Raw genomic sequence first — 25,133 nt, forward strand, 5'->3', positions numbered from 1 at the left:
CTTCCTCACAGGTCCGCGATGGGGCTGGTCGCGCGGGGCGCGGCGTAGGGCGGTCTCCAGCGGTTGTCGCCGGCCGCCCCGGCCTCCAGTTCGGGCGTGATGAGGCCGCGGAGCGCGGACTCCGTCTCCAGCTCGTTGTTCGAGAAGAGGATTCCGGTGTTGCGCAGGCCTTGCAGCTCCGCCTCGATGCGGCCCTTGAGCTGCCGGAGGGCCGTCTCCCACTCGTCCCTGCGGTGGGTGAGGCCGGCTTCCAGGTCCCAGCCCCGCAGCGCGCCCGGACTGATCGCACTCGGCACGTTGGGGTCGCCCGTCATGGCGTTGTTGTCCGTATCGGCCATGACGCCGGCCTTGTTGGTGTCCGGGCCGAGGTGCTTCTCGACGTACTCGGCCGCGGCCTTCTGCTGCGGAACCGACCACCCCACGTCGGGCCCGACGGGCCCCAGCGGGCCGGTAGAGCCGTCGAGTTGGTTGAGCCGCGTGCCGTTCCTGTCGGACATCCGTACCCCCGTCGATCCATGCCGCGGCGGCGCGCGAGGCGCCACACAGCTTCGAGCATAGCCAGGGCAGCGGCGAAGGCTACAGCACACGGTCCTTGAGGACGGGGAACTCCGACCGAACCGTGCCGACTTGGCCGAGATCGAGCTCCGCGGTGAGGACGCCCGGCTCGTCGTGGGGGAGCTCGGCGACGGTCTCGCCCCACGGGTCGAACACGGCGCTGTGGCCGAACTGCGGGACTCCCGCATGGGTTCCGGCGGTGCCACAGGCCAGGACGTGGCACTGGTTCTCCACGGCGCGGGCGCGGGCGAGGAGCGTCCAGTGGGCGCCTCGGGCGGCGGGCCAGCCGGCCGGGAGGACGATGACCTGGGCGCCCGCGTCGGTGAGGGCCCGGAACAGCTCGGGGAAGCGCAGGTCGTAGCAGGTGGCCAGGCCCAGCGTGGTGTCGGCGGCGTGCAGGGTGACGGGCGCGGTGCCGGCGGAGAGCAGGGTGGCCTCGCCGCGGTCGAAGCCGAAGCGGTGGATCTTGCGGTAGGTGGCGGCGAGGGTGCCGTCGGGGGCGAAGACGAGGGCGGTGTTGTAGAGGGCGCCGTCGGGGGCGCGCTCGATGACGGAGCCGGCGTGCAGCCAGACGGCGGCGTCACGGGCGGCGGCGGACATCACCTGGGCGGTGGGGCCCTCGGCGGCGGGCTCGGCGGCCTCCTCGAAGGAGCGGAAGGAGAAGGCGCCGACGGGCCACAGCTCGGGGAGGACGACGAGGTCGGCGCCGGACTGTTCGCGGACGAGCGCGGCGGCCTTGGTGCGGCGGGCGTCGACCGAGTCGTCCGGATCGACGTGGAATTGGATGAGCGCGGTACGCATGGTCGGGTGCTCCCTCGGGTCGCAGGTCCACGCCGGGCGCCGGGCCACGCCTCGAAGCGCCTACGATCGTCACGCAAAAGCGGTGCCCGGGTGCCCGTCCGCAGACTAACTTGAAGGACATCCGCCCGCGAACAGATCCGTACCGTTGCCACGAGGGGCCCAGTGACCGAGCACCCGAGCCTTCAACCCTACGTCGACGCCTGGACTCATTCTGTCGAAGCCATATCCGAGCTGGTGCAGCCGCTCGTCGAGGGCGAGTGGAACCGCGCCACGTCTGTTCCGGGGTGGTCGGTGCGGGACATCGTCTCGCACGTGATCGGCCTCGAGTGCGAGCTGCTGGGCGACCCGCGCCCGATCCACACGCTGCCCCGCGACCTGTACCACGTCAAGGACGAAACCAGCCGCCGCATGGAGGTGCAGGTCGACGTCCGGCGGCACCACACCGGGCCGGAGATGACCAGCGAGCTCGAGTACACGGTCATCCGGCGGTCCCGGCAGCTGAGGAACGACAAGCGCGCGCCCGACGCGGTGCTGCGGCATCCGCTGGGGCACGAGATCGCGTTCGTGGATCTGCTGCGGGAGCGCGCCTTCGACGTGTGGGCGCACGAGCAGGACCTGCGGCGTGCGCTGGGGAAGCCGGGGAACCTGGACGCGCCGGGCGCGCAGGTGGCGCGGGACGTGTTCTTCGAGGCGCTGCCGGACGTCGTCGCGCGGCGGGCCTCGGCGCCGAAGAACTCGGCGGTGGTGTTCGACGTGACGGGTCCGGTGGAGTTCATGCGGACCGTTCGGGTGGACCGGGAGGGCAAGGCGACGATCAACGGCAGCCCCTCCCTCGGACCGGCGGTGACGTTCGCGCTGGACTGGGAGACGTACGTGCGGCTGGCGTGTGGCCGGGTGCGTCCGCAGGCGGTGGCGGAGCAGGTCAAGGTCGAGGGCGACCAGCGGCTGGCGGACGCGATCCTGGCCAGCTTCGCGGTGACGGCGTGAGGGAGCCGCACGGCACGACGGTGCCGCAGGGCGTGAGGGAGCCCGGCGGCCAGGGCGCGCGGAGGGGTTGACGGCGCGGAGGGCGTGACGTCGTGACGGCGTAGCCGGCCGTGGGCGTCACGTCTGCGCGGGGACGTGCACGGCCTCCACACGGCTGGTGACGGTCCGTTCCCGCTCCCTGCGCTGCGCCCGTCCACGCAGCCGGAGGACCTGGCTGACCCCGAGGGCCTGGAGGACGAAGACGGCGGAGAACGCGACGCGGTAGTCGTCGCCGGTGAGGTCGAGGAGCACCCCGATGGCGAGCAGTGTCGTCATGGAGGCGGTGAAACCACCCATGTTGACGATTCCGGAAGCCGTGCCCTGACGCTCGGGCGGGTTGGCGGGCCGCGCGAAGTCGAAGCCGATCATGGACGCGGGCCCGCAGGCGCCGAGGACGAGGCACAGCGTCACCAGGACCTCCGTCGGGGCCCGCCCCGGCCAGGCGAGGACGACGGCCCACAGCAGCGCGGTGGCGCCGACGGTGCCCAGGGCGAGCGGCGCCCTGGCCCGGTGGTGCCGGGCGATGGTCTGCCCGTAGACGAGGCCGACGACCATGTTGGACAGCACGACGACGGTGAGCAGGATGCCCGCGGTCCCGACGTCGAGCCCCTGCGCCTCGACGAGGAAGGGCAGCCCCCACAGCAGCATGAACACCATGGCCGGGAACTGCGCGGTGAAGTGCACCCACATGCCCAGCCGGGTGCCGGGCTCGGCCCAGGCCGCGGCGATCTGCCGGCGCACGTAGCCGGTTTGGCCGTGGTGGGCGGTGTCGGGCTGGTGTCCGGGGGGCGCGTCACGGAGCAGGGAGAGGACGAGGAGCAGCGCGAGGAGCCCGCCGAGGGCGCTGCCCGCGAAGGTGGGCGTCCAGCCGAAGGCGGCCAGGACGCGGGCGAGGACGAGCGTGGTGACGAGGTTGCCGGCCATACCGATGAGCCCGGCGAGCTGGGCGACGAGCGGGCCGCGGCGGGCCGGGAACCAGCGGGCGCCGAGCCGCAGCACGCTGATGAACGTCATGGCGTCGCCGCAGCCGAGGAGGGCGCGGCAGCCGAGGGCCAGGGGGTAGGAGTCGGCGAGGGCGAAGCCGAACTGGCCGGTGGTGAACAGGACGATGCCGAGGCTGAGCACCTTGCGCGTGCCCCAGCGGTCCACCAGGAGGCCGACGGGGATCTGCATGCCCGCGTAGACCATGAGCTGGAGGAGGGAGAAGGTGGACAGCACGGAGGCGTTGACGTCGAAGCGCTCGGCGGCCTCGATGCCCGCGACGCCGAGGCTGGTGCGGTAGGTGACGGCGAGGAAGTAGACGGCGACGCCGATGCTCCACATGGCCACGGCGCGGGAACCGCCGGGCGGGTCGCCCGGGAGCCGGGGCGGCGGGGCCTTCGCGGGGGTGCCCGCCGTCATCGGACGTCGCCCCGGAGCAGGGCGCGCACGGAGCCGACGTGCCGGTGGACGGCGGCCACGGCGGCGTCGGCGTCCCCGGCCCGCAGGGCGTCGAGGATCTCGGTGTGTTCGGCGAGGTTCTGGGCGATGCGGCCGGGGTGGGCGTGCATGACGGCGACGCCCATGCGCAGTTGGCGGTCGCGGAGCTGGTCGTAGAGCCGGGTGAGGATCTGGTTGCCGGTGCCGCGGACGATGGCGGCGTGGAAGCACCGGTCGACGACGGCGACCTGGGCGAGGTCGCCGGCCCGTGCGAGCTCCCGCTGCCGCTCCAGCAGCTCCTCCAGCTCGGCGACGAGTGCGGGGGTGGCGGGGCGCCGGGCGGCGTGCTCCTCGACGAGCAGCCGGGTCTCGACGACGTCGCCGATCTCCTGGGCGGAGACGGGCAGGACGAGGGCGCCCTTCTTCGGGTAGAGCCGCAGGAGCCCCTCGGCCTCCAGCCGCAGGAGGGCCTCGCGGACAGGGGTGCGGGAGACACCGACGGCCTCCGCCAGTTCGCCCTCGGTGAGCAGCATGCCGCCCTCGTACCGGCGGTCCAGGACGGCCTGCTTGACGTGGGCGTAGACGCGTTCGGCGGCGGGCGGTGCTTTGCCGGGGGACGTGTTGCCGGAAGAGGGGCCGGGGGGAGCACCCGGGGAGGAGCCGGGGGAGGGAGCGGGCGCGGTGGGCGTGGCGGCGGGACCCCGGGACGTCGACATGGGCACACCATAGATACAACAGCGCCCCGCGTGGGTCCGCTTCCGCGATGTGGACCCGCCCGGGAACGCGCGAAGGCGGCCCGCCGCGAACGACGGGCCGCCTTCGGGAAAGAGCGGGGAGGCTCAGCCTTCCTTGCCGGTGGAGACGGTCAGCTCGACCTTGTCCTCCTCCGGGTCGAAGGGCCGCCATGCCTCGGGCTTCTGCTCCAGGACGGTGTTCTTGCCGTAGATGGCCTCGTCCTCGTAGGTGATGTCGGTCTCGAGCGTCCAGCCCGCCAGGCGGATGCAGTCCTTCACCGAGTCGATGTGCTTGAAGGTGAGGTCCGGCATGGAGACCGGGGCGTCCTCACCCTCCTCGTCGTCGATCGAGTAGTCCCGGGCCTCGGTGCACTTCTCGGCGTCGATCGTGCGGGACTTGTCCTCGTCCTTGAACTTCGGCTTGTCGTCGGTGGGCTCCGGCTCCGGCTCCGGCTCCGGGTCCGTCGGCGTCTTCCCCGTGGGCTCCGGCACGGCGGACGGGGACGTCCTCGCCTCGGGCTCCTCGTCGTCACCGCCGGACAGCTGGCCGACGAGGACGAGGCCGACGATGATCACGACGGCGGTGACGGCCGCGACGGCGACGATGAGCAGGTTGCGGTTGCCGCCGCCGCTCGTGCCGCCGCCGGAGGCCGGGACGGGGGTGACGGGGCCGCCCGGCTGCATGGAGTAGGCGGGGGTCGCGTACCCCTGCGGCTGGCCGGGCGGCGGGGTCGAGGGGCCGAAGCCCTGCTGCGGCGGGTAGGCGTAGCCGCCCTGCGGCATGGGCTGGGTGGACGGCGGCGGGGTGCCGGTGGAGCTGACGGGCGGGAAGACGGACTGGGCGACGCCCGCGCCGCTGTTCTGGCCGGGGCCGCCGGCGATGATGACCGGGGCCACACCCGTCGTCGCCCCCGAGCCGCTGATGCGCAGGGTCTCGGTGCGCATGGCCTGGGCGCTCGGGAACCGCTCGTTCGGGTTCTTCCGCAGCGCGCGGGCGACGAGCGCGTCGACCGCCGGAGGCAGCGCCTGGTTGATGGAGGACGGCGGGACCGGCTCCTCCTGGACGTGCGCGTAGGCGATGGCCAGGGGGGAGTCGGCGTCGAAGGGCAGCCGGCCGGTCAGCAGCTCGAAAAGCATGATGCCGGTGGTATAGAGGTCCGAGCGGGCGTCCACGCCACGGCCGAGCGCCTGCTCCGGGGAGAGGTACTGGGGCGTGCCGACGACCATGCCCGTCTGGGTCATCGACGTCACACCGGACTGCATGGCGCGGGCGATGCCGAAGTCCATGACCTTGACCACGCCACGCTTGGTGAGCATGACGTTGCCGGGTTTGATGTCGCGGTGGACGAGGCCCATCTCATGGCTGACGTCCAGGGCGGCCAGCACGTCGGCGGTGACCTGGAGCGCCTTCTCGGGGGGCATCGCGCCGTACTGGCGGATGTCGTCGTCGAGTTCGTTGCGCAGCGGCTTGCCGTCGACGTACTCCATGACGATGAACGGCACGGGCGCGCCGTCGATCGTGTCCTCGCCCGAGTCGAAGACGGAGACGATGTTGGTGTGCGTGAGCTTCGCGACGGCCTGGGCCTCGCGGCGGAACCGCTCGCGGAACGCGGCCTCGCGGCCCAGCTCCGAGTGCAGCGTCTTGACCGCGACCTGGCGGTCGAGCACCCCGTCGTAGGCGAGGTAGACGGAGGCCATGCCACCCGCGCCGAGGAGTTCCCGCACCTGGTAGCGGTTACCGACGGTGCGGCCTTCGAAGTTCGTCGGCTGCCCGCCACCGGCATCGGTCATCTGGCTGCTCCCCCTCGGCGCCGCAGCCCGCGGCCGGGCCAGTCTCGCGCATGTACGGTTGCTACTGCGGGGATTCTCCCCCCGGATACCAGCCAAGTCTGCCTCAGGGGTGCGGCGAGTCAAGCCGCGTGCCCGTTCCGTGATCCGATGCACGGATGGTCGGGCGCCGGGCGGACGGCGGGGCGGACCCCGGCCACCGGACGGACGCGACTTGCCAGCGCCAACCCGAAGCGGATTGGATGGCCCTTCCTTCCCCCACACGCGCGCCCGCACCCGGCGGGTTCCAGACACGGCGAGGACTGATGGGACAGACGCACTCCCCGGGAGGCTCCCAGGGCCCCGACGAGGCCGACGACGGCGCGTCGGGCGCCCCTTCCGGATCGTCGGATCCCACCGGTCCCCCCGGCGGGGCGCAGTCCGCCAAGGGCGCCGAGGCGTGGGGCAAGGGCGGGCTGGTCGGTGACGGCCGGTACCGGCTGCTGCGCCGGCTCGGCCGCGGCGGCATGGCCGAGGTCTTCGCCGCCGAGGACGTGCGACTGGGTCGCACGGTCGCCGTCAAGCTGCTGCGCACCGACCTCGCCGAGGACCCGGTCTCCAAGGCCCGCTTCACGCGCGAGGCCCAGTCCGTGGCCGGTCTCAACCACCACGCCGTCGTCGCCGTCTACGACTCGGGCGAGGACACGGTGGACGGCAACACCGTGCCGTACATCGTCATGGAGCTGGTCGAGGGCCGCACGATCCGCGACCTCCTCTTCGCCGCCGACGCACCCCCGCCGGACCAGGCCCTGATCATCGTCTCCGGGGTCCTGGAGGCGCTGGCCTACAGCCACCAGCACGGCATCGTCCACCGCGACATCAAGCCGGCCAACGTGATCATCACCGACACCGGCGCGGTGAAGGTGATGGACTTCGGCATCGCGCGGGCCCTGCACGGCGCGTCCCAGACCATGACGCAGACCGGCATGGTCATGGGCACACCGCAGTACCTCTCCCCCGAGCAGGCGCTCGGCCAGACGGTGGACACGCGCTCGGACCTGTACGCCACCGGCTGCCTGCTCTACGAGCTGCTGACCCGCCGTCCTCCGTTCACCGGCGAGACCCCGCTGTCGGTCGTCTACCAGCACGTCCAGGACGAGCCGGTGCGGCCGTCCGAGGCGGCGGACGGCGTGCCGCCGGAGCTCGACGGGCTGGTGCTGCGCTCCCTCGCCAAGGACCCGGACGACCGGTTCCAGTCGGCCGAGGAGATGCGCGGCCTCATCCAGTACGCCCTGCGCCAGCTGCAGGAGCAGGGCGGGCACACCGGCGGCCTGTGGAACACCGGCCCCGTGACGTCGACGGGCGCCACCCCCGCGATGGGCGCCCCGGCGCCGATGGGCCGCGGCCCGGCCGGCCGCAACTCCGACACCCTCGGTCAGCCCGCGCCGCCGATGCTGCTCGGCCACCCGAACCCGGAGGACGGGGGGTACGACGGCAGGGGGTACGACGACGGAGGCTACGAGGAGCGGCGCGGCGGCGGCCTGAAGTACGCGCTGATCTCGTTCTTCGCGGTGCTGGCGGTCGCGGCGGGCGTGTTGTTCGCGTTGCAGAACGTGAACAAGGACCAGGGCAAGACGCCCGCGCCGACGGAGTCGACCCAGTCGCCGACGGACGAGGAGACCACGCCGGACGAGAAGCCGGACGAGACGCCGACGGACGACCCGACGCAGGACGGCACCGGCAGCGGAGGCGTCGAGCCCCCGGACGACGACGACACCTTCTCCCCGCCGCCCACCGACGAGGACCCGACGGACGACCCCAGCACCCCGACCGAGGACCCGGACGACCCGACGGGCGCCACGACGGGTGACACCGAGGGCGGTACGGACGGGACGACGGACGGCACCACCGACGGCACCACCGACGGGACGACCGACGGGACGACGGACGGCACCACCGACGGCACCACCGACGGAGCCGAGGGGGGCACCTCCGAGGGTGGATCAGGGGACCCGGGCACGTCCGAGGGCAGCACGGGAGACTCGGGCGGCTCGGGCGGCGGCACCGCCTCGGGTGGCCCCGACGACATCGCGCCCTGACCCGTTCGGCCCAGCGCGGACCCGGGGGGCTCAGCGGCGGTCGGCGCGGGCGTGGTGGCGGGCGACGTAGGCGGCGGCCTGGGAGCGGCGGGCCATGCCGAGCTTGCCCAGGAGCGCGGAGACGTAGTTCTTGACCGTCTTCTCGGCCAGGTGCAGCCGGTCGCCGATGGCCCGGTTGGTCAGGCCCTCCCCGATGAGGTCGAGGATGCGCCGTTCCTGGTCGGTGAGGCCCGCGAGCAGCGGGTCGGTGCCCGGTCCCCGTCCGGCGGCGGCCGGGGTGCCCGGAGGCGCGCCGGGGGACGCGGCGGCCGCGGAGGCGCCGCGGAGCCGGGCCAGGACCCGTGCGGTGGCGACGGGGTCGAGCAGGGAGCGGCCGGCGGCGACGTCCCGGACGGCGGCGACGAGGTCGGTGCCCCGGATGGCCTTGAGGACGTAGCCGGAGGCGCCGGCCATGATCGCTTCGAAGAGCGCCTCGTCGTCCGCGTAGGACGTCAGCATGAGGCAGGCGACGTCCTCGTCCCGTGAGCGGACCTCGCGGCAGACCTCGACGCCGCTGCCGTCGGGGAGCCGGACGTCCAGGACGGCGACGTCGGGACGGGTGGCCGGGACGCGGGCCAGGGCCTCGGCGGCGGTGGCCGCCTCGCCGACGACGTCGAGGTCGGCCTCGGCCTCCAGGAGCTCGCGCACGCCCCGCCGGACGACCTCGTGATCGTCAAGGAGGAACACCCGGATTCGTCCACTTTCGGACACGATGCCAGTCTCACATATTGACCTCCGTTTGCTCTTCCCGAAGGCGCACCCTCCGGGTTAACGTGCGTTAGTCCTTCGAGGCTGCAAGGCTGTGACCAGTGACGCTCCCGGCCACCGCGGAGACCCCGGCGATTTACTTGGAAATCCAAGGAAAATCGCAGGTCAGGGGTGTTTCGCGGCCCTGCCGTGTTACTGGGTAACGTGCCCTGTGCGGGCCGTCGAACGGGACACCTGTCACCGCTCGGTCCAACCGCGCCGCACCCACCCCGTGCGCCGTAGCGACACCGGGCGAGCCGCACTGGCTCTTCCGGAGACCCCGGGGGCCGGACAGACGGAGGAGCACTCGTGACCGTGGAAAGCACTGCCGCGCGCGGAACGTCGCGCAGCGGCGGAAAGCGGACGGCGGCGGCCAAGCCGGCCGCCAAGAAGACGGCGGCCAAGAAGGCCCCCGCACGCGCCAAGGGCGCGTCCGCACCCGAGCAGCCGGAGCTCGTCCAGCTGCTCACCCCGCAGGGTGAGCGCGTCGAGCACCCGGATTACGGCATCGACCTGAGCGCCGAGGAGCTGCGCGGCCTGTACCGCGACATGGTCCTGACCCGGCGTTTCGACGCCGAGGCGACGTCGCTGCAGCGCCAGGGCGAGCTGGGCCTGTGGGCCTCGCTGCTCGGCCAGGAGGCGGCGCAGATCGGCTCCGGCCGGGCGCTGCGGGACGACGACTACGTCTTCCCCACCTACCGGGAGCACGGCGTGGCCTGGTGCCGCGGCGTGGACCCGTCGAACCTGCTCGGGATGTTCCGCGGTGTGAACAACGGCGGCTGGGACCCCAACAGCAACAACTTCCACCTGTACACGATCGTGATCGGCTCGCAGGCCCTGCACGCGACGGGCTACGCGATGGGCATCACGAAGGACGGCGCCGACTCGGCCGTCATCGCGTACTTCGGTGACGGTGCCTCCAGCCAAGGCGACGTCGCGGAGGCCTTCACCTTCTCCGCGGTCTACAACGCGCCGGTGGTCTTCTTCTGCCAGAACAACCAGTGGGCCATCTCCGAGCCCACCGAGAAGCAGTCCCGGGTGCCGATCTACCAGCGCGCCGCCGGCTACGGCTTCCCCGGCGTGCGGGTGGACGGTAACGACGTGCTGGCCGTCCTGGCCGTGACGCGGGCCGCGCTGGAGCACGCCCGCTCCGGGCAGGGCCCGATGCTGGTCGAGGCGTTCACATACCGCATGGGCGCCCACACCACCTCCGACGACCCGACCCGCTACCGCACGGACGACGAGCGGGCGGCCTGGGAGGCCAAGGACCCGATCCTGCGGCTGCGCACCTACCTGGAGAAGGAGGGCCTGGCCGACGAGGCGTTCTTCGCCGAGCTGGAGAAGGAGAGCGAGGAGCTGGGCGTCAGCGTGCGCGAGAAGATCCGCACCATGCCCGACCCGGACACCATGGCGATCTTCGAGAACGTCTACGCCGACGGGCACGCGCTGATCGACGAGGAGCGCGCCCAGTTCTCCGAGTACCTCGCGTCCTTCGCGGACGCCGACGAGACCGCCGGAAAGGGCCACTGACATGGCTGCCAAGAGTTCGGGCCAGCTGCCCGTCGCCAAGGCGATCAACGAGTCGCTGCGCGCCTCGCTGGAGGCCGACCCCAAGGTTCTGATCATGGGAGAGGACGTCGGCAAGCTCGGCGGCGTCTTCCGAGTCACCGACGGCCTCCAGAAGGACTTCGGCGAGGACCGGGTCATCGACACTCCGCTGGCCGAGTCGGGCATCATCGGCACCGCGATCGGTCTGGCCCTGCGCGGCTACCGCCCGGTCTGCGAGATCCAGTTCGACGGGTTCGTCTTCCCCGCCTACGACCAGATCGTCACCCAGCTGGCCAAGATGCACGCCCGCGCACTCGGCAAGGTGAAGCTGCCGGTCGTCATCCGCATCCCCTACGGCGGCGGCATCGGCGCCGTCGAGCACCACAGCGAGTCGCCCGAGGCGCTGTTCGCGCACGTCGCGGGCCTCAAGTGCGTCTCGCCGTCGAACGCGAACGACGCCTACTGGATGATGCGCCAGGCCATCGAGTCCGACGACCCGGTGATCTTCTTCGAGCCGAAGCGGCGCTACTGGGACAAGGGCGTCGTCGACAGCGCCTCCATCCCCGCCCCGCTGCACAGGGCCCAGGTGGTCCGCACCGGCACCGACATCACCCTGGCGGCCTACGGCCCCATGGTGAAGACGTGCCTGGAGTCCGCCGCGGCCGCCGAGGAGGAGGGCCGCTCGGTCGAGGTCGTGGACCTGCGCTCGATGTCGCCGATCGACTTCGACACCGTCCAGCAGTCGGTCGAGAAGACGGGCCGGCTCGTGGTCGTCCACGAGGCACCGGTGTTCTACGGTTCCGGTGCGGAGGTCGCGGCCCGGATCACCGAGCGCTGCTTCTACCACCTGGAGGCGCCGGTGCTGCGCGTCGGCGGCTTCCACGCGCCGTACCCGCCCGCCCGCCTGGAAGAGGAGTACCTGCCGGGTCTGGACCGGGTGCTCGACGCCGTCGACCGCGCCCTGGCGTACTGAGCAGGGACGAGGAGAATCGTGACGATGACTGCGAACGCGCAGCGCTTCCGCGAGTTCAAGATGCCCGACGTGGGCGAGGGTCTCACCGAGGCGGAGATCCTGTCCTGGCACGTCAAGCCGGGTGACTCGGTGACCGACGGCCAGATCGTGTGCGAGGTCGAGACGGCCAAGGCCGCCGTCGAGCTGCCGATCCCCTTCACCGGGACGGTCAGCGAGCTCCACTTCGACGAGGGCACGACGGTGGACGTCGGTACGGCGATCATCACCGTCGACACCGCCCCCGGCGAGGGCGCCGCCGAGCCCGTCGCCCCGGAGCCCGCCGCCGAGGCCTCCCCGGCCCCGGCGGAGCCCGCCGCCCCGTCGGCCGAGCCCGAGGCCCCGGAGGAGGGCAAGCGGCAGCCGGTGCTCGTCGGCTACGGCGTGTCCGCCACCTCCACCAAGCGCCGGCCCCGCAAGCAGGCGGCCCCGATGCCCGAGCGCGGTGCCGCCGAGGCGCTCCAGGCCGAGATGAACGGCACCGTCCCCGGCGCCCCGGCCCCGGCCGCGCCCACCGGGGAGGCCGCCACCCGGCCGCTGGCCAAGCCGCCGGTGCGCAAGCTGGCCAAGGACCTCGGTGTGGATCTGGCCCGGGTCACCCCGACCGGCCCGGACGGGATCATCACCCGTGAGGACGTCCACGCGGCCGCCGCCCCGGCGCCCGCCCCCGCGGCCGCTCCGGCGGAGCCCTCCCCCGGGCTCCGTCCGGGGGGACCCCCAGCCCCGTCGGTCGCCGCCGTCGAGCCGCAGTCCATGGCGGCCATCCGCGAGCGCAGGGTGCCGGTCAAGGGCGTCCGCAAGGCGACGGCCGCGGCGATGGTCTCCAGCGCCTTCACGGCCCCGCACGTCACGGAGTTCGTCACCGTCGACGTGACGCGCACGATGCGGCTCGTGGAGGAGCTCAAGCAGGACCGGGACATGGCCGGCCTGCGCGTCAACCCGCTGCTGCTCGTGGCCAAGGCGCTCCTCACGGCGATCCGCCGCAACCCGGACGTCAACGCGTCCTGGGACGAGGAGAACCAGGAGATCGTCTACAAGGACTACGTCAACCTGGGCATCGCGGCGGCCACCCCGCGCGGTCTGATCGTGCCGAACATCAAGGACGCGGACGCCAAGACCCTGCCGGAGCTGTCCCAGGCCCTGGGCGAGCTGATCGCCACGGCCCGCGAGGGCAAGACGTCCCCCGCGGACATGCAGGGCGGCACGGTGACGATCACCAACGTCGGCGTGTTCGGCGTCGACACGGGCACCCCGATCCTGAACCCGGGAGAGTCCGCGATCCTCGCCGTCGGCGCGATCAAGGAGCAGCCCTGGGTCCACAAGGGCAAGGTGAAGCCGCGTCACGTCACCACGCTGGCGCTGTCGTTCGACCACCGGCTGGTCGACGGCGAGCTGGGCTCGAAGGTGCTGGCGGACACAGCGGCGGTCCTGGAACGCCCCAAGCGCCTGATCACCTGGAGCTGAGCGGCTCCGCCCGCTCGTGGCCACGCTCGGCGGGCCGTGGCCGGATCTCTGTCCGGCCACGGCCCGCTCGCGTTTCCGGGGCCGCCCCGGCCGGCCATATCGACGCTGGGGGCCGGTGCCAGGGGCTGGGGGCTGCGCTTGCCAGCCCTGCGCCTTTGGCGCAGACCTCCCAAGCGCAGGGCGGGGCGGTTACAGGTAGGGGCCCGAGCGGCCGGGGGCGCGACCTTCGGTCTCCTCGGCGTTCATCCCCGGCGGGAGCGCCCGGCGCATCTGCTCCAGCTGGGCCCGCGCGGCCATCTGCTGGGCGAACAGCGCGGTCTGGATGCCGTGGAAGAGCCCTTCGAGCCACCCCACGAGCTGGGCCTGCGCGATCCGCAGCTCCGCCTCGCTGGGTACGGCGTCGTCCATGAAGGGCAGGGAGATGCGTTCGAGCTCCTCGATGAGCTCGGGCGCGAGGCCGTCCTCCAGCTCCTTGACGGAGCTGTGGTGGATCTCCTTCAGCCGGGCGCGGCTGGCCTCGTCGAGCGGGGCCGCCTTCACCTCCTCGAGGAGCTGCTTGATCATGCTGCCGATGCGCATGACCTTGGCGGGCTGCTCCACCATCTCGGTGACCGGGACCTCGTGCGACTCCTCGTCGCCCTCCCCGCCGCCGGGCGTGCCCAGCGCCATGCCGTCCGGGCCGACCACGAGGACATGTGAACGGTCTTGCGGCTGTTCGTTCGTCGGCTGTGTCATGCGTCCATTCTGCACACCCGCAGCACCCGGCCGGACGCTCAGCTCCGCCGCAACCGCAGCCCGAGGAAGGCCAGGCCGAGGCCGACGGAGGCGAACCCGGCGCCGAGGGAGAGGACGGGCAGGACGGGGCCGACGACGGGCTCGGCGGCGGCCTGCCCGGAGTGCCGCGCGGTGTCGGCCGGGTCCGCGTAGTCGGCGTAGAGGTCGTAGCTGCCGAAGGTCTCCACCGGGCGGTCGGGCAGCGGTACCCACTGGTGGGCCGGGGCCTGCGGCCTGCGGGGCGCGGGGTTCGCCGCGGGGGCGGACCGGTCGGAGGCGGTGGGCGAGGGCGAGCCGGAGGGTTCGGGGGTGGGGCCCGTGGGGGAGGGCGAGGGGCTCGGCGAGCCGCTCGGGGGTTCCGGCGGCTCGGGGGTCCACGTCCAGCTGGGCCGGGTGCCGTCCGGGCCGAAGCCCGGCTCGGGGGAGATCCGGAAGCCGTCGTCGCGGTACCAGACGGGCGGCCCGGTGGGCTCCTGGGAGGGCTCGGGTCCGGTGGCGACGGCCGGTGTGGGCACCAGGACGGCGACGCTGACGAGTAGCCCGATGGCGGACCTTCTCACGGTCTCACGCCCCTTCCACCCCTCGTGACCCTGCGGCTCTCACGGCCCTGTGGCCCCTTGCGGCCCCGCGGGCGCTCGCGCCCCTTGCGGGCCCTCACGGCTGTGTCGGATCTGGTGGGCCCGGTCGCTCTCGGGGCCCTGTCGGCTCGGTCGGCTCCGGCCGACCCTGTGGGTGCCACGTGACCCGGTCGGTCCCGCGTGGCCCTGTCGGCTCTCCGGACCCGTGGTGCACACTGACCAGTGACCAGGGTCACACAGTCGCTCATACCCGGCATCTCGGGTATGAACTCATACGCTCGGTAACCATCCCGCCCCACTGGGCCGGTTTCATCGCACCAGCACGACCTTCCCCACGTGTCCGCCCTCCTCCAGCGCCCGATGGCCCTCGGCGGCGTCGCGCAGCGGGAGCGTGCGGTCCACGACGGGCCGCACCCGCCCGCTCTCGACGAGCGGCCACACGTGCTCGCGCACGGCGGCGACGATGGCGGACTTCTCGTCGATTGGCCGGCCGCGCAGCGTCGTCGCCGCGATGGCGCCACGCTTGGCGAGCAGCGCGCCGAGGTTCAGCTCGCCCTTGACGCCGCCCTGCATGCCGATGACGACGATCCGTCCGTTGACCGCGAGCGCCGCCACGTTGGGCTTCAGGTACGTGGCGCCCATGATGTCCAGGATCACGTCGGCGCCGTGGCCGTCCGTCGCGGCTTTCACCTCTTCGGCGAAGTCCTGCTCCCGGTAGTTGACGAGGATGTCGGCCCCCAGTTCGGCACAGCGCGCCAGTTTCCCGCGGCTGCCCGCGGTGACGGCGACCCGGGCCCCGACGGCCTTGGCGAGCTGGACGGCCATGGTGCCGATGCCGCTGGCGCCGCCGTGTACGAGCACGGTCTCGCCCGGCCGCAGGTTGCCCACCATGAAGACGTTGGACCACACCGTCGCGGTGACCTCGGGCAGGGCGGCGGCCGTCACGAGATCGACGCCCTGCGGCACGGGCAGCACCTGACCGGCGGGCACGGTGACGCGTTCGGCGTATCCCCCACCGCTGAGCAGCGCGCACACCTCGTCCCCGACGGACCAGCCGGAGACGCCGGGACCGAGGGCCGCGATCCGCCCGGAGCACTCCAGACCCGGATAGGGTGACGCCCCGTCGGGCGGCGGGTAGAAGCCCTGACGCTGCAACAGGTCCGCGCGGTTGACGGCCGTCGCGGCGACGTCGATCAGCACCTCGCCCTCCCCGGGCTCGGGGTCGGGCACCTCGGCCCACACCAGCGCATCGGGTCCACCGGGTTCGGGAATCGTGATCGCGTGCATGCTCCGACGCTACCGGTTGCGTGAGACGGTCCGGTGATCGCGACGTGTCGGGTCTCCGACGATCGAGTGGGTCCTGCGGGCCGGTTGGCGCCCCGGAGCCTCCCCGCTCACTGCCCGAGGTCGTCCCGGGGGGCCTGCCAGTCGCGCTTGGGGGGCTGCATGCGCGGCGGGTTGCGCAGTTCGCCGGTGTCGTCCTCGTCGCCCTTGCGCAGCTTGGGCACCAACTGCTCGTCGTGGGCGCGCCGGATGACGACGACCCGGTCCAGCGGCTGGAGCGTCGCCGCCGCGGGGTCGTCGAAGTGCAGCAGCCGGTGCCCCCTGATGACGGCGAGGACGAGGTCGGGGCACTCGCGCGGGGACCGCCCGGCCTCGGCCTTGGTGACCGGCCGTTCGGCGAGCGTCATGCCGATGCCGGTCTGGATGAGGTCCTCCATGATCTGGCCCGCGCTGGGGCTGATCAGGGACAGCCCGAGGAGCCGGCCGGCCGCGCCGGAGCTGGTGACCACGGAGTCGGCGCCGGACTGCCGCAGCAGGGGCACGTTCTCCTCCTCCCGCACCGAGGCGACGATGTTGAGCTTCCGGTTGAGCTGCCGGGCGGTGAGGGTCACCAGCACGGCCGTGTCGTCGCGCTGGGTGGCGATGATGATGCGCCGGGCCCGGTCGATGCGGGCCCGCTCCAGCACGCTGGAGCGGGTGGCGTCGCCGACGACCCCGGCGAAGCCGTCGGCGTTGGCCGCGTCGATGACCTTCGCGCTCGGGTCGACGACGACGATCTGCTCCTTGGTGGCGCCCGCCGAGAGCAGCGTCTCGGCGGCCGAGCGGCCCTTCGTCCCGAAGCCGACGATGACCGTGTGGTCGCGCACGGTGGACCTCCAGTGGGACAGCCGCCACTGCTGGCGGGTGCGCTCGGTCAGCACCTCCAGGGAGGTGCCGACCAGGATGATCAGGAACAGGATGCGCAGCGGCGTGATGGCGAAGGTCGTCAGCAGCCGGGCGGCCTCCGAGGCCGGGTAGATGTCGCCGTAGCCGGTGGTGGAGAGCGACACCGTCACGTAGTAGATCGCGTCGAGGAGGGAGATCCCGTCCCCCACGTTGTCCACGTAGCCGTCGCGGTCGAGGTAGACGATCAGCACGGCGACCAGCAGCACGACGTGCGCCATGAGGAGCCGCTTGGCGACCTGGATCAGCGGGCCGGTGAGCTGCCGCGGGAGCTGCACCCGGAAGGTGTAGTCGTCGGCGTAGGTCAGCTTGTGCCGACGCGTGACGATCGGGTTGCGGAGCTTCATGCGGAGGTCACCGGTCAGTTCCGGGGCAGGCCGAGCAGATGGACGGAGGCGCCCGCGCCGGCGCCGCCGGGCGGGATGACCGCCAGTGCCGTGGCGGAGGCGATCCCCCGGAGCATAGCGGGGCCGTGGTAACGCAGCGGAGCCGCGGTCCCCGAACGGTGGGCGACGGGCACGAGCCGGGTGTCGGTGGGGTGCCCGGGCACACGTTCGCGCAGCCGCGCGGTGCCGGGCCCCTCGTCCGGGTCCCGGTCGGCCAGGGCGCGCAGCAGCGGCTCGGCCAGGGTCAGCAGCGCGGAGACGGCGGCCAGCGGGTTGCCCGGCAGCCCCACCACGTGCCGCCCGTCGGGGAGGGTGGCGAGCAGCATGGGGTGGCCGGGCCGCACGGCGACGCCGTCCACGACGAACGTGGCCCCGGCCGCCGTCAGGGCGGGCCGCAGGTGGTCCACGGGGCCCGCGGCCGTCGACCCGGTGGTGACGAGGACGTCGGCCCCGCCCTCCGCCCCCGTCTCGGCGAGCGCCTGGCGCAGGGCGGCGGCGCTGTCCCCCAGGTGCCGGGTGGCGACGACGTCGGCGCCCAGGCCAGCCAGCCAGGGGCCGACGAGGGGGCCGAGGGCGTCGCGGATGCGCCCCTCGCCGGGCACGCCCTCGGTCAGCAGCTCATCCCCGAGGACGAGCACCTCGGCGCTTGGCCGGCGGGTCAGCGGCAGCGTGTCGTACCCGGCGGCGGCGGCCAGCCCCAGCACGGCGGGGGTCACGGCCGTTCCGGCGGGCAGCAGCAGGTCGCCGGTGCGGCACTCCTGGCCGCGGGGCCGGATGTCCGCGCCGTGCGCCGGGGTGTCGGGCGCGGTGAGCCTGCCGCCGCCCGCGAAGCCGTGTTCGCTGCGCAGGACGGCCGTGGCGTTCTCGGGGACGCGGGCGCCGGTGGCGATGGCCACGGCGTGCCCGTCGGGCAGCCGCCCGGGGTCGTCTCCGGCGAGGATGCCGGGGCCGGCCTCGTCCAGCTCCCAGGGGCCCGGGCCGGCCACGGCCCAGCCGTCCATGGCGGAGGTGTCGAAGGCGGGCAGGTCGGTGAGGGCGGGCAGCGGCGCGGCGAGCGTGTGGTCCAGCGCCTCGCTCAGGGGCCGCTCGACGGCCTCGCCCGCCCGGCCCGCGGCCCGCGCCGCGGCCCGTGCGTCGGCCCAGGACACGGCCGCCGCGCCGTCCGGCGTCTCCGGGCCGGGGCGGCGCGGCGGGGGCGCGGGGGCCAGGCCAGCCGCGCCGTTGGCCAGGGCCAGGGCGTCGTCGAACTCGTCGTTCATCGGCGGGTTGGGGGGTGTGGGGTTCATCGGCCTTGTTCCCTCGGCGTGTTCTCGGCGGTCAGCCGACGGCGGGTGGGGCGGCGTCCGGGCCGCCCGACGCCTCCTGGCTCCAGCGGTCGGCCAGGGCGGCGGCCTTGCGGAGGGCGACGGTGACGTCCTGCGGGGAGCCGCCCTGGAGGGCGGCGGCGTAGCCGACCAGGAACGTGGTCAGCGGCGCCGCCGGGCGGGCCACGCCGTGCGCGGCGTCACGCGCGAGATCGAGTACGGCGTTGATGTCGACGTCGAGATCGAGGCCGAGTTCCGCCTTGACTGCGGTGGTCCATTCTTCCAGCACACGCCCATGCTCCCTGATGCGCGCGCGGGCCGCCGCGATGTCGTCCCAGGTGTCGCAGTCGGCGGCGGTCCCGGCGGCGAGCGGCACCCGGCGCACGGCGAGCTCGGCGGTGAGCAGCCGCAGCGGCAGATGGTCCAGGCGGCCGTGCTCGGCGGCCAGCAGCGCCAGCTCGCGGCGCAGCGGCTCGGCCCGGTGGACGGCCAGGAGCGGCTGGTCGCGCCCGCCGTGGGTGGCGAGCACGCACTCGGCCTCCGGGGCCCGCGCCAGCTCGGCGTGGAGCAGGCCGACGGCGTCGGGGCCGAGGAAGGGCAGGTCGGCGGAGAGCACGAGCACGGTCTCGGCGGTGACGTGGTCGAGCCCGGCGGCCAGTGCGGCCAGCGGCCCGGCGCCGGGCCGGGCCTCGCGCGCCCAGGTCACCGGGCGGGCGGTGGGCCTGCGGGGACCGACGACGACGGCCCGCCCGGCGTCCGGGCAGGCCGCGAGCGTGCGGTCCAGCAGCGTGCGCCCGCCCACGGTGACGGCGGGCTTGTCGGTGCCGCCGAGCCGCCGGGCGGCCCCGCCGGCCAGCACGACGGCGTCGTATGGGGCGTACCGGCCGTACCGGCCGTGCGCGCCGCCCGCGTCATCCGTGTCCGTCACGCGGTAGAGCGTACGGCCCGGGCGGCCCGGCGGTGCGGGCCACCCGGCCGCGCGGGCTACAGGGTGCGCAGCAGGACCGCGGGGTGCTCGACGCAGTCGGCCACGTAGCGCAGGAAGCCGCCCGCCGTGCCGCCGTCGCAGACCCGGTGGTCGAAGGTGAGGGACAGCTGCACGACGTGCCGCACCGCCAACTCGCCCTCGTGCACCCACGGCTTGGGCACGATGCGGCCGACGCCGAGCATCGCCGCCTCCGGGTGGTTGATGATCGGCGTGGAGCCGTCGACGCCGAAGACCCCGTAGTTGTTGAGCGTGAACGTGCCGCCGGTCAGCTCGGCCGGGCCGAGCCTGCCCTCCCGCGCCACGTCGGTGAGCCGCTGCAACTCGGCGCTGAGGTCCTGGGCGTTGCGTCGGTGGGCGTCCTTGACGACGGGCACCATCAGGCCCCGGTCCGTCTGCGCGGCGACGCCCAGGTGCACGGCGGGCAGCCGCACGATCTCGCGCCGCTCGGTGTCCACCGTCGAGTTGAGCTCGGGGTGGCGCTCCAGGGCGGCGACGCAGATGCGGCCGAGCAGGGCCAGCAGCGAGATCTTGGGCTCCGCCGCGTTCATGGCCCGGCGGGCGGCCAGGAGTTCGGTGGCGTCGGCGTCCACCCAGCAGGTGGCGTCGGGGATCTCGCCACGGCTGCGGGAGAGCTTGTCCGCGACGGCGCCGCGCAGGCCCTTGAGCGGCAGCCGCTCGCCCTCGCCCGCAGCGGGGGCGGCCAAAGCGGGCGCGACGGGCTCGGGGGAGGGCGCGGCGGCACGTTCGACGTCGGCCCGCAGGATGAGGCCCTGCGGGCCCGTCCCGGAGACGGTGCGCAGGTCGATGCCGCGTTCCCGGGCGATGCGGCGCACGAGCGGTGAGATGACGGCGAGCGCGGTGCCGTTGGCCGCCGGGACGGGCGCCGGTGCCGGTGCCGGTGCCGGTGCCGGTGGGGCCTGGGGAGCCGCGGGGGCGGACGGGGTCGGGCGGTAGGCGCTGCGGCGGCGCCTGCGCGGGGCGGCGGCCGTGCCGTAGCCGACGAGGACGTTCCCGGAGCCCTCCTGCTCGGCGGCGGGCTGCTCGGCGGCGTCGTCCCCCACCGGGCCGTCCGCGGACGGCGGTGAGGAGGCGACGGTGACCAGGGGCGCGCCGACGGGGATCTCGTCCCCCTCGGCGCCGAAGCGGGCGGTGACCACACCGCCGTAGGGGCACGGCACCTCGACCATGGCCTTGGCCGTCTCGACCTCGACGACCGGCTGGTCCACGGCGACGACGTCGCCGACCTCCACCAGCCAGCGGGTGATCTCGGCCTCGGTGAGGCCCTCGCCCAGATCCGGCAGCGTGAACTCGCGTACCTCGGGCATCAGCGCACGTCCCCTTCCGTCCACCGCGACTCCCACTGGAGCCGGTCCACGGCGTCCAGGATGCGGTCCACACCGGGCAGATGGTGGCGTTCCAGCATCGGCGGCGGATAGGGGAGGTCGAAACCGGCCACGCGGAGCACCGGCGCCTCCAGGTGGTGGAAGCAGCGCTCGGTGACGCGGGCGGCGATCTCGCCGCCGGGCCCGCCGAAGCCGGTGGCCTCGTGGACGACGACGGCCCGCCCGGTGCGCCGCACGGACGCGGTGACCGTCTCGTCGTCGAAGGGCACCAGCGAGCGCAGGTCCACGACCTCCAGGTCCCAGCCCTCGGCCCGGGCGGCCTCGGCGGCCTCCAGGCACACGGGCACGGACGGTCCGTAGGTGAGCAGTGTCGCGGAGGTGCCGGTGCGGCGGACGACGGCGCGGCCGATGGGCTCGACGGCCGTCGGCGCCTTGGGGTCCCAGGCGTCCTTGGACCAGTAGAGCCGCTTGGGCTCCAGGAAGATCACCGGGTCGTCCGAGGCGATGGCCTCGCGCAGCATGCCGTAGGCGTCGGCCACGGTCGCCGGGGTGACGACGTGCAGGCCGGGGGTGGCGATGTAGTACGCCTCGGAGGAGTCGCTGTGGTGCTCGACGCCGCCGATGCCGCCGCCGTAGGGCACCCGGACGGTGATGGGCATGGGCAGCGCGCCGCGCGTGCGGTTGCGCATGCGGGACACGTGGGAGACGAGCTGCTCGAAGGCCGGGTAGGCGAACGCGTCGAACTGCATCTCCACGACCGGCCGCAGCCCGTACATCGCCATGCCCACGGCGGCGCCGAGGATGCCGGCCTCGGCCAGCGGGGTGTCGGTGCAGCGGTCCTCGCCGAACTCCTTGGCCAGGCCGTCGGTGACGCGGAAGACGCCGCCGAGGGTGCCGACGTCCTCGCCGAGCACGTGGACCGTCGGGTCCTCGGCCATGGCGTCCCGCATGGCGCGGTTGAGCGCCTGGCCGAGCGGGGTGGGCTGGGGGGCGGCGGCCGTCGTCGGGCCGCCCGGTCGGCTGGTGGCCGCCGTGCTCATCGGGGGTCCTCCTCGTGCCGCGCCGCGTCCTGTTCCCCGGCCGCGGCCAGCTCGGCCCGCAGCTGGTCGGCCTGCTCGCGCAGCTGGCTCGTCTTCCGGGCGTAGACATGGTCGAACAGGCTCATCGGGTCCAGCTCGGCGTCCGCGTTCATGCTGTCCCGCAGCTTCGCGGCCATGGCCTCGGCGGCCTCCCGGGCCGCGGCGACGCCCGCCTCGTCCAGCAGGCCGCGCTGGGTCAGCTCGGCCTCCAGCAGGGCGACCGGGTCGTGCTCGCGCCACTCGTCCACCTCGGCGTCGCCCCGGTAGCGGGTGGCGTCGTCGGCGTTGGTGTGCGCGTCCATCCGGTACGTCACCGCCTCGATGAGCGTCGGCCCGGCACCGCGCCGGGCCCGCTCGACGGCCTCCGACAGCACCTCGTACATCGCCGGGGCGTCGTTCCCGTCCACCAGCCGGCCGGGCATGCCGTAGCCGACGGCCTTGTGGGCGAGCGTCGGAGCGGCGGTCTGCTTGGACAGCGGTACGGAGATCGCGAAGCCGTTGTTCTGCACCAGGAAGACGACGGGCGCCTGCCAGACGGCGGCGAAGTTCAGCGCCTCGTGGAAGTCGCCCTCGCTGGTGCCGCCGTCGCCGACCATGGCGAGCGCCACGACGTCGTCCCCGCGCAGCCGGGCCGCGTGGGCGAGGCCGACGGCGTGCGGCAGCTGGGTGGCCAGCGGCGTACTCAGCGGCGCGACGCGGCACGCCCGCGGGTCGTAGCCCGAGTGCCAGTCACCGCGCAGCAGCGTGAGGGCCTGCGCCGGCTCCACCCCGCGGGCGACGACGGCGAGGGTGTCGCGGTAGGAGGGGAACAGCCAGTCCTGCTCCTTGAGGGCGAGCGCGGCGGCGACCTCGCACGCCTCCTGCCCCGTGGTGGACGGGTACACGGCCAGCCTGCCCTGCTTGGTCAGGGCGGTGGCCTGCTGGTTGTAGCGGCGGCCCTTGACGAGCTGCGTGTACAGCTCGGCCATCAGCTGCGGGTCGAGCTCGGCACCGGTGCCCAGCAGGCGGTACGGCTCCTCGTCCGGCAGCAGCGGCGCCGCGTCGGTACGCGGGCGCCAGGCGGGCGGCGGGGCGGGGCGATACGCGCCGGTCTGCGCGACGACCGTCATGTCGGGCACACCTCCGGGTGGGCGGCGGGCGGACGGGTGGGCGGGGGGGGTGGCGAGCCTCGGGGTGACCGGGGTCTCTCCCCTACCGATTGTTCGGTCTGGCGTGCATTCTGGCTACAGGTGGTGCGCTGCTGTGGACGAATGGCCGTTCACACCCGGGGTCGCGCGCCAGACGTCCAACGAGGGAGGGCTGCACGCCATGGCGGATGAACAGATGGCCGAATCGGGCCTCACGCCCCGGCCGCTGGACGCGGTCGACCGGCAGATCCTCGGCATCCTCCAGGCGGACGGCCGGGCCTCCGTCCGCTCGGTCGCCGACCGCGTCCACATCTCCCGGGCCAGCGCCTACGCGCGCATCAACCGGCTCGTCGAGGACGGCGTCATCCGCGGCTTCAGCGCCCGCGTCGACCACGAGCGGGCGGGTCAGGGCGCCTCCGCCTACGTGACGCTCAAGATCGTGCAGAACACGTGGCGCACCGTGCGCGAGCAGCTCCAGCAGTTGCCGGGCGCCACCCACATCGCGCTGGTCAGCGGCGACTTCGACGTGCTCCTCCTCGTCCACACGCCCGACAACCGGGCCCTGCGCGAGTTGGTGCTCACCCGCATCCAGTCCATCCCCGAGGTGCTGAGCACCCGCACCCTCCTCGTCTTCGAGGAGACCGACCTCCACCCGACTCCCTGAGGGCGCGGGGAACCGCGCGACCAGCCACGACGCGTCCGCGGGCGGCGACGGCCCGCCGGCCCCGCGCCTCAGCGCGAGCCTGCCGGGGGCGTGGGGCCGTGCCTCGCCGGGGTCCGCAGGGCCAGGATCGCCATGTCGTCGTGGCCGTCGCTGGGGTGGTGGTCGGCGAGGGCGCACACGAGCTCGTCCAGCGGCCGTCCGACCTGGGCGGCGGCGCGCTCGGCCAGCACGTCCAGCCGGTCGTCGATGGCGTGCCCGGGGTGTTCCACCAGGCCGTCGGTGAACAGCAGCACGGTGGCGTCGGCCGGCAGCACGTGGGTGTGGTCGGGGCGGTGGATGTCGGGGTCGACACCGAGGGGGACGCCGGGGTCGGTTTCCAGGTAGCGCACCGAGCCGTCGGGGGTGAGGACCAGGGGCGGCAGGTGGCCGGCGCTGCTCCAGTGGAGCGTCCAGCCGTCCGCGGCGGGTTCGATCCGGGCGAGGCACGCGGTGGTCACCGGCAGGTCGGTGATGGCGTGCACGGTGCGGTCGAGCTGCGTCAGCACCGAGCTGGGCGGCGACCGGCGGTCGTAGAGGAGGGCCCGGAGCATGTTGCGGGCCTGCGCCATCGCGGCGGCCGCGTGCAGGTCGTGGCCCACCACGTCGCCGATGACCGCCGCGCAGGCGTCGTCGGGCAGGACGACGGCGTCGTACCAGTCGCCGCCGACGCTGGCCGGCTCGGCCGCGGTCCGGTAGACCGCGGCCCCCGTGAACGGGGCGAGGTCCGGCAGGACGGGCAGCAGCAGCCGCTGGAACTGCGCGGCGCTCTCGCGCATGTACCCGAACAGCCGGGCGTTGTCGATCGCGATGCCGGCGGCTCCGGCCAGCGCGCGGACCACGTCCTCGTCGTCCTGGTCGAAGGGCCTGCCGTCGCGCCGCTCCGAGAGGTACAGGTCGCCGTAGATCTCGCCGCGGACGGTGATCGCGACGCCCAGGAGGCTCCGCATGGGCGGGTGGCCGGGCGGGAAGCCGACCGAGGAGGGGTGGGAGGGGATGTCGTCCACGCGCAGGGGCTCGGGGTGGTGGATCAGCTGGCCGAGGACGCCACGGCCGTGCGGGAAGTCCACCCCGCTCAGGGCCGCGTACTCCTCGTCCGAGAGCCCGGCGGTGATGAACTCCTCCAGGTGGTCACCCGACGCGTGCAGGACGCCCAGCGCGCCGTAGCGGGCGCCGACCAGGTCCATGGCGGTCGTGACGATGCGGTGCAGGACCACACGCAGGTCCAGCTCGCTCCCGATGGCCAGGACGGCGTCGAGCAGCCCCTGCAACCGGTCCTTCGCCGCGGCCAGGGCGCGCAGCTGCGCGGCGATGTCCTCCACCTGCTCGTCCAGCCGCAGCCTCGGCGGGCTCTGCTCGGCCTCGCCGCCGGTCGGCGGCCCGTCCGCGTGGGGCATGGCATCACATCGTTCGTCACGGT

At 73.8% G+C, this 25,133-nt stretch carries 22 protein-coding genes; 6 read left to right on the forward strand and 16 right to left on the reverse strand.

Features of this window, described 5'->3' with window-relative positions:
• Positions 1–5: 5 nt before the first annotated feature.
• Both O7609_RS12175 and O7609_RS12180 read right to left on the reverse strand, forming a co-directional pair.
• Complete coding sequence (locus tag O7609_RS12175; protein ID WP_269732916.1) at positions 6–497, reverse strand: hypothetical protein; 492 nt, start codon at positions 495–497, stop codon at positions 6–8.
• A 79-nt stretch (positions 498–576) separates the two neighbouring features.
• Positions 577–1,356 (reverse strand): carbon-nitrogen family hydrolase, encoded by a 780-nt coding sequence (locus O7609_RS12180; protein ID WP_269732917.1) that lies wholly within the window; start codon positions 1,354–1,356, stop codon positions 577–579.
• Positions 1,357–1,518: 162 nt separating this feature from the next.
• Between O7609_RS12180 and O7609_RS12185 the strand changes: the two genes are divergently transcribed.
• Positions 1,519–2,343: a maleylpyruvate isomerase family mycothiol-dependent enzyme gene (locus O7609_RS12185; RefSeq protein ID WP_269732918.1), complete on the forward strand. Its 825-nt coding sequence runs from the start codon at positions 1,519–1,521 to the stop codon at positions 2,341–2,343.
• Between the two features lie 117 nt (positions 2,344–2,460).
• On the opposite strand, the gene O7609_RS12190 is transcribed toward O7609_RS12185, so the two are convergent.
• The 3 genes from O7609_RS12190 to O7609_RS12200 form a co-directional block, all read right to left on the reverse strand.
• Positions 2,461–3,783, reverse strand: coding sequence for an MFS transporter (locus tag O7609_RS12190; RefSeq protein WP_269743584.1), 1,323 nt, complete (start codon positions 3,781–3,783; stop codon positions 2,461–2,463).
• Complete coding sequence (locus O7609_RS12195; protein WP_269732920.1) at positions 3,780–4,517, reverse strand: GntR family transcriptional regulator; 738 nt, start codon at positions 4,515–4,517, stop codon at positions 3,780–3,782. Before O7609_RS12195 ends, O7609_RS12190 begins: the two co-directional genes overlap by 4 nt.
• 123 nt (positions 4,518–4,640) lie before the next feature.
• Positions 4,641–6,326: a protein kinase domain-containing protein gene (locus O7609_RS12200; protein ID WP_269732921.1), complete on the reverse strand. Its 1,686-nt coding sequence runs from the start codon at positions 6,324–6,326 to the stop codon at positions 4,641–4,643.
• A gap of 302 nt (positions 6,327–6,628) precedes the next feature.
• On the opposite strand from O7609_RS12200, the gene O7609_RS12205 reads away from it, so the two are divergent.
• Positions 6,629–8,401, forward strand: a complete 1,773-nt coding sequence (locus O7609_RS12205; protein ID WP_269732922.1) for a protein kinase domain-containing protein — start codon at positions 6,629–6,631, stop codon at positions 8,399–8,401.
• 30 nt (positions 8,402–8,431) lie between these two features.
• On the opposite strand, the gene O7609_RS12210 is transcribed toward O7609_RS12205, so the two are convergent.
• Positions 8,432–9,151 carry a response regulator gene (locus O7609_RS12210; RefSeq protein ID WP_443072100.1) on the reverse strand — a complete coding sequence of 240 codons (720 nt, stop codon included), beginning with the start codon at positions 9,149–9,151 and terminating at the stop codon, positions 8,432–8,434.
• A gap of 345 nt (positions 9,152–9,496) precedes the next feature.
• Here O7609_RS12210 and pdhA (O7609_RS12215) point away from each other — a divergent pair, with 345 nt between their 5' ends.
• From pdhA (O7609_RS12215) to O7609_RS12225, 3 genes are read left to right on the forward strand one after another with little or no spacing between them, the layout of a single operon-like run.
• Complete coding sequence (gene pdhA, locus O7609_RS12215; protein ID WP_269732923.1) at positions 9,497–10,717, forward strand: pyruvate dehydrogenase (acetyl-transferring) E1 component subunit alpha; 1,221 nt, start codon at positions 9,497–9,499, stop codon at positions 10,715–10,717.
• A 1-nt stretch (position 10,718) separates the two neighbouring features.
• Positions 10,719–11,708, forward strand: a complete 990-nt coding sequence (locus tag O7609_RS12220; RefSeq protein ID WP_269732924.1) for an alpha-ketoacid dehydrogenase subunit beta — start codon at positions 10,719–10,721, stop codon at positions 11,706–11,708.
• A gap of 24 nt (positions 11,709–11,732) precedes the next feature.
• Positions 11,733–13,208, forward strand: coding sequence for a dihydrolipoamide acetyltransferase family protein (locus tag O7609_RS12225; RefSeq protein ID WP_269732925.1), 1,476 nt, complete (start codon positions 11,733–11,735; stop codon positions 13,206–13,208).
• A gap of 189 nt (positions 13,209–13,397) precedes the next feature.
• Here the strand turns inward: O7609_RS12225 and O7609_RS12230 are convergent, their stop codons facing one another.
• From O7609_RS12230 to pdhA (O7609_RS12270), 9 genes are all read right to left on the reverse strand, one after another.
• Positions 13,398–13,943, reverse strand: coding sequence for a bacterial proteasome activator family protein (locus O7609_RS12230; protein WP_269732926.1), 546 nt, complete (start codon positions 13,941–13,943; stop codon positions 13,398–13,400).
• 38 nt (positions 13,944–13,981) lie between these two features.
• Positions 13,982–14,542 (reverse strand): hypothetical protein, encoded by a 561-nt coding sequence (locus O7609_RS12235; protein WP_269732927.1) that lies wholly within the window; start codon positions 14,540–14,542, stop codon positions 13,982–13,984.
• 327 nt (positions 14,543–14,869) lie between these two features.
• Positions 14,870–15,847, reverse strand: coding sequence for an NAD(P)H-quinone oxidoreductase (locus O7609_RS12240; protein WP_269732928.1), 978 nt, complete (start codon positions 15,845–15,847; stop codon positions 14,870–14,872).
• Positions 15,848–15,954: 107 nt separating this feature from the next.
• The gene (locus O7609_RS12245) at positions 15,955–17,133 is read right to left on the reverse strand and encodes a potassium channel family protein (protein ID WP_269732929.1); all 1,179 of its coding nucleotides are present in this window, start codon (positions 17,131–17,133) and stop codon (positions 15,955–15,957) included.
• Between the two features lie 14 nt (positions 17,134–17,147).
• Complete coding sequence (locus tag O7609_RS12250) at positions 17,148–18,458, reverse strand: molybdopterin molybdotransferase MoeA (protein ID WP_269732930.1); 1,311 nt, start codon at positions 18,456–18,458, stop codon at positions 17,148–17,150.
• A gap of 31 nt (positions 18,459–18,489) precedes the next feature.
• Positions 18,490–19,404, reverse strand: a complete 915-nt coding sequence (locus tag O7609_RS12255) for an NTP transferase domain-containing protein (protein WP_269732931.1) — start codon at positions 19,402–19,404, stop codon at positions 18,490–18,492.
• Between the two features lie 56 nt (positions 19,405–19,460).
• The gene (locus O7609_RS12260) at positions 19,461–20,789 is read right to left on the reverse strand and encodes a dihydrolipoamide acetyltransferase family protein (protein ID WP_269732932.1); all 1,329 of its coding nucleotides are present in this window, start codon (positions 20,787–20,789) and stop codon (positions 19,461–19,463) included.
• A complete protein-coding gene (locus tag O7609_RS12265; RefSeq protein WP_269732933.1) occupies positions 20,789–21,847 on the reverse strand; it encodes an alpha-ketoacid dehydrogenase subunit beta in 1,059 nt (352 codons plus the stop codon). Before O7609_RS12265 ends, O7609_RS12260 begins: the two co-directional genes overlap by 1 nt.
• Positions 21,844–22,995 carry a pyruvate dehydrogenase (acetyl-transferring) E1 component subunit alpha gene (gene pdhA, locus O7609_RS12270; RefSeq protein WP_269732934.1) on the reverse strand — a complete coding sequence of 384 codons (1,152 nt, stop codon included), beginning with the start codon at positions 22,993–22,995 and terminating at the stop codon, positions 21,844–21,846. The genes O7609_RS12265 and pdhA (O7609_RS12270) overlap by 4 nt, the downstream gene beginning before the upstream one ends.
• Before the next feature lie 199 nt (positions 22,996–23,194).
• Here pdhA (O7609_RS12270) and O7609_RS12275 point away from each other — a divergent pair, with 199 nt between their 5' ends.
• On the forward strand, positions 23,195–23,677 hold the full coding sequence (locus tag O7609_RS12275; protein WP_269732935.1) for an Lrp/AsnC family transcriptional regulator: 483 nt from the start codon (positions 23,195–23,197) through the stop codon (positions 23,675–23,677).
• Positions 23,678–23,745: 68 nt separating this feature from the next.
• Here the strand turns inward: O7609_RS12275 and O7609_RS12280 are convergent, their stop codons facing one another.
• Positions 23,746–25,110: a PP2C family protein-serine/threonine phosphatase gene (locus O7609_RS12280; RefSeq protein WP_269732936.1), complete on the reverse strand. Its 1,365-nt coding sequence runs from the start codon at positions 25,108–25,110 to the stop codon at positions 23,746–23,748.
• Between the last annotated feature and the right edge of the window lie 23 nt (positions 25,111–25,133).

This window comes from Streptomyces sp. WMMC1477 (genome assembly GCF_027460245.1).
Taxonomy (GTDB): Bacteria; Actinomycetota; Actinomycetes; order Streptomycetales; family Streptomycetaceae; genus Streptomyces.